This is a genomic window from Agrobacterium sp. a22-2 (assembly GCF_012276985.1).
Lineage (GTDB): Bacteria > Pseudomonadota > Alphaproteobacteria > Rhizobiales > Rhizobiaceae > Allorhizobium.
This window is the reverse complement of record NZ_JAAXMM010000118.1, coordinates 1-389: the sequence shown is the minus strand read 5'-3', so window position 1 is coordinate 389 and position 389 is coordinate 1. Positions and strand designations below refer to the sequence as shown.

Annotated in this window: 1 protein-coding gene; it reads left to right on the top strand. The window is 51.9% G+C overall.

What is annotated here, in order from left to right; genetic code table 11:
* The first annotated feature begins 2 nt into the window (after positions 1-2).
* Complete coding sequence (locus HFC70_RS26665) at positions 3-236, top strand: MbeD family mobilization/exclusion protein (RefSeq protein WP_168476318.1); 234 nt, start codon at positions 3-5, stop codon at positions 234-236.
* Positions 237-389: the final 153 nt, after the last annotated feature.

Below are 389 nucleotides of genomic sequence, written 5' to 3'. Positions count from 1 at the left end.
GCATGACGGAGCTGGAAAGACATTTGCTGAACGCCTTAGAGCAACTGCAACAGGACTATATGCAGCGGCTGAACGAATGGGAGAGCGCCTTCGTGGAATTGCAGAAGATGTTTTCGCTTACGCAACGGGACAACGCGATGCTGAACGAACGGGTCATGCAGTTGAGTCAGCAGGTGCAGCACTTGAGCGAGCGGACAGAACATTTGAGTCAGTTATACAGCGAGAACAGGAAATAAGGGACGAACGGCTGATACAGGAACGCGAATATGAGTTATCCCTGGAGCGTGAGCGCCAGCTGGAAATACAGGAACGGACACAGGATGGCCCTTCGCTGGGATGGTAACTCGACACAGAGTTGAAGGAAGGGTAAAACGTTGTCAGTGCGTTTC